This is a genomic window from Acidovorax cavernicola (assembly GCF_003581445.1).
Genome location: NZ_QXMN01000149.1, coordinates 1 through 2237 on the forward strand (window position 1 = coordinate 1; position 2237 = coordinate 2237).

The 2237-nt window shown below is 69.8% G+C and carries 2 protein-coding genes and 1 pseudogene; all 3 read right to left on the minus strand.

Annotation, left to right across the window (positions count from 1 at the left end):
- On the minus strand, positions 1-1002 hold a 1002-nt coding region (locus D3H34_RS31850; RefSeq protein WP_119558785.1), incomplete at its 3' end, for an FHA domain-containing protein.
- Positions 1003-1117: 115 nt separating this feature from the next.
- Entirely contained in the window at positions 1118-1513 is a 396-nt protein-coding gene (locus D3H34_RS31855) for a DUF4150 domain-containing protein (protein ID WP_056584565.1), read from the minus strand.
- Positions 1514-1585: 72 nt separating this feature from the next.
- Positions 1586-2237 (minus strand): annotated as a pseudogene (locus D3H34_RS31860) (DUF3540 domain-containing protein); the annotation flags it as partial.

The window sequence follows — 2237 nt, forward strand, 5'->3', positions numbered from 1 at the left end:
GGGCGGCGGTGGCTCGGCCACGCGTGCGCCGTTCTCCGGGCCGCTGATGCGGATGGGCTGGCCGGTCACGTCGTCGAAGTTCGCAAGCGGCGCCACCGGAGTGGGCGCCGGCGCAGGTGGTGGCGGCGTGATGGCCTTCGGCGGCTCGAAGCCGAACTGGTCGATCGGCAAGTGATCGGAACGCGGCACCGGCGTGGCGGGCGCCGCGCGCTGCAGGGCGGCCAGCGGATCGGCATCCGACGCGGTGTTCGGCTGCAGCAGCGGATCGGCCAGCGGCGACAGCGCGAGCGGATCGCCGCCGATGCCGCCGGCGCCCGGCGAGCCGCCGAAAAGGTCGTCGATGCTCGCGGCCTTGCCATGCGCGGGCGGTGCGCCGAGGTCGGAAAAATCGTCGAGCGCGCCGAGCCCGGCGGCGGGTGCGGCCGAAGGCGTGGGGCCCAGCAGGTTCGCGAACGGATCGACCTGGTCGGCCTGCGCATTGCGCGAGCCGCTGGCCATCGGATCGGGAAAGAGCAGCGACTCGGCGGGCGCGACGCGGGCCGCTGCAGCAGGCGCGGGAGCCGGTGCGGGCGGCGATCCCAGGCCCGCGAGCAGGTCGGCGAACGGGTCGTCGCTGCTGGCGGCGGATGCGGCGGCCGGCGCCGACATCACGGTGTTGGGAATGATGGGTGCGGCCGGAGGCGCCGCGGCGGCCATCACGCGCACCGAGAGTTCGAAACTGCCGATGACGAGGCGTGCGCCGTCCGTCAGCGCCGCTTCCTTGCCCGCGCCCAGCGAGACGCCGTTGCATTGCATCGCGTTGCTGCCGCGATCGACGATGAAGTACTGCCCGTCGCGGCACAGCACCTGCGCATGCACGCGCGAGACGGTGCGGTCGGGGTCGTCGAGCACGAGCGCATTGGTGTCGGCGCGGCCGATGGTGCCGCCGCCAGGTCCGAAGTCCGCGGCGATGGACGGTCCGGCCGGCATGCCTTGCCGGGTGATGACAGCGATATGGATCATGAATCGGCCCCCGATGGCGGCTGCGCCCGTGCAATCTCGCAAGGAGTATTCATTCCGTGGGGCCGGTTGGCAATCTCGCCTTAAGAGGTATGCCGCATGCGCGCACGTCGCACCGTCACGGGGCCAGCAGCAGCACGAGCGTCTGGCTCGGCACCGTGCGCACGCCGGGGCAGTTGGTGCTGTTCTGCAGTGAGGTGCTGGTCAGGCGCGTGGCGGGCATGCTGTTCAGCAGCACCGTGAAGGCGCCGGTCAGATGGCGGCTGGGCCCCATGACCGTGCCTGATGCCACCCCCAGCAGCACGCCCGGGTTGTCGCCGTTGGTCATGGGAATGACCGTGCCGAGGTTGTGGGCCGGCGTGCACATGAACAGGATCGTCGGGCAGTTCGGAATGGCCATCGGCCCCATCGCGATGTTCGGATAGGGCACCGGAATCGGTGAAGGCGCGGCGGGCGTGATGCAGACATCGGGAAACCCCATGTCCGTTCCCATCATCTGGCAGTTGGCGAACATGGTGCCGCCTCAGCCGAAGTGGATCTGCGCGCCGCGCGTCTTCACCAGCTTGGCGCCGTTGATCAGCGCATGCTCGCCGCGCAGGTGCAGCAGCTCGGTCGCATCGCATTCGATGTGGGCCGCATTTACGCGGTCCAGCCCCTTGGTTGTGCGCAGGTAGTGCTGGCTGAAGTGGTTGACGCGGTCCATCACCGTGCTCAGCAGGCTGCCCACGAGCTTGACTGTGCCGGCGATCATGCGCACCCGCTCGCCGATGAACTCGGTCGAATCGAGCGACACGGTGGCGGTGGCGGCGCGTACGCCCAGGCGGTCCGACGCCAGGTGCAACTGCTCGGCTTCGAGTGCGAGCTGTCCCCCGTCCACCACGAGGCGCGTGTTGCCGCTGCATCGGAGCACGCGCTCTTGCGCGCCGGCGCAGCGCTCCAACACCGAAAGTACCCAGACCTCGCCGGGTGCCGTGCCGAAGCACAGCACGGTGTCGCCGGCCTTGAGGGCCGAGCCCTTCTGCTGCAGAAACTCCGACAGCATGATGAAGATCGACGCCGCGCCGGTGTTGCCGCGCCAGGCCAGATTGCTCCACCAGCGCTCGCGCGGGATCGACAGCTGCGCCTTGCCCAGCAGGTCGTCGACCACGGGAATGAAGCGCTCGGACGAGTAATGGCACAGGAAGTGGTCGATGCCGCGTTCCGGCACCCAGCCCTTGTGCGCCAGGTCGGCGTATTCG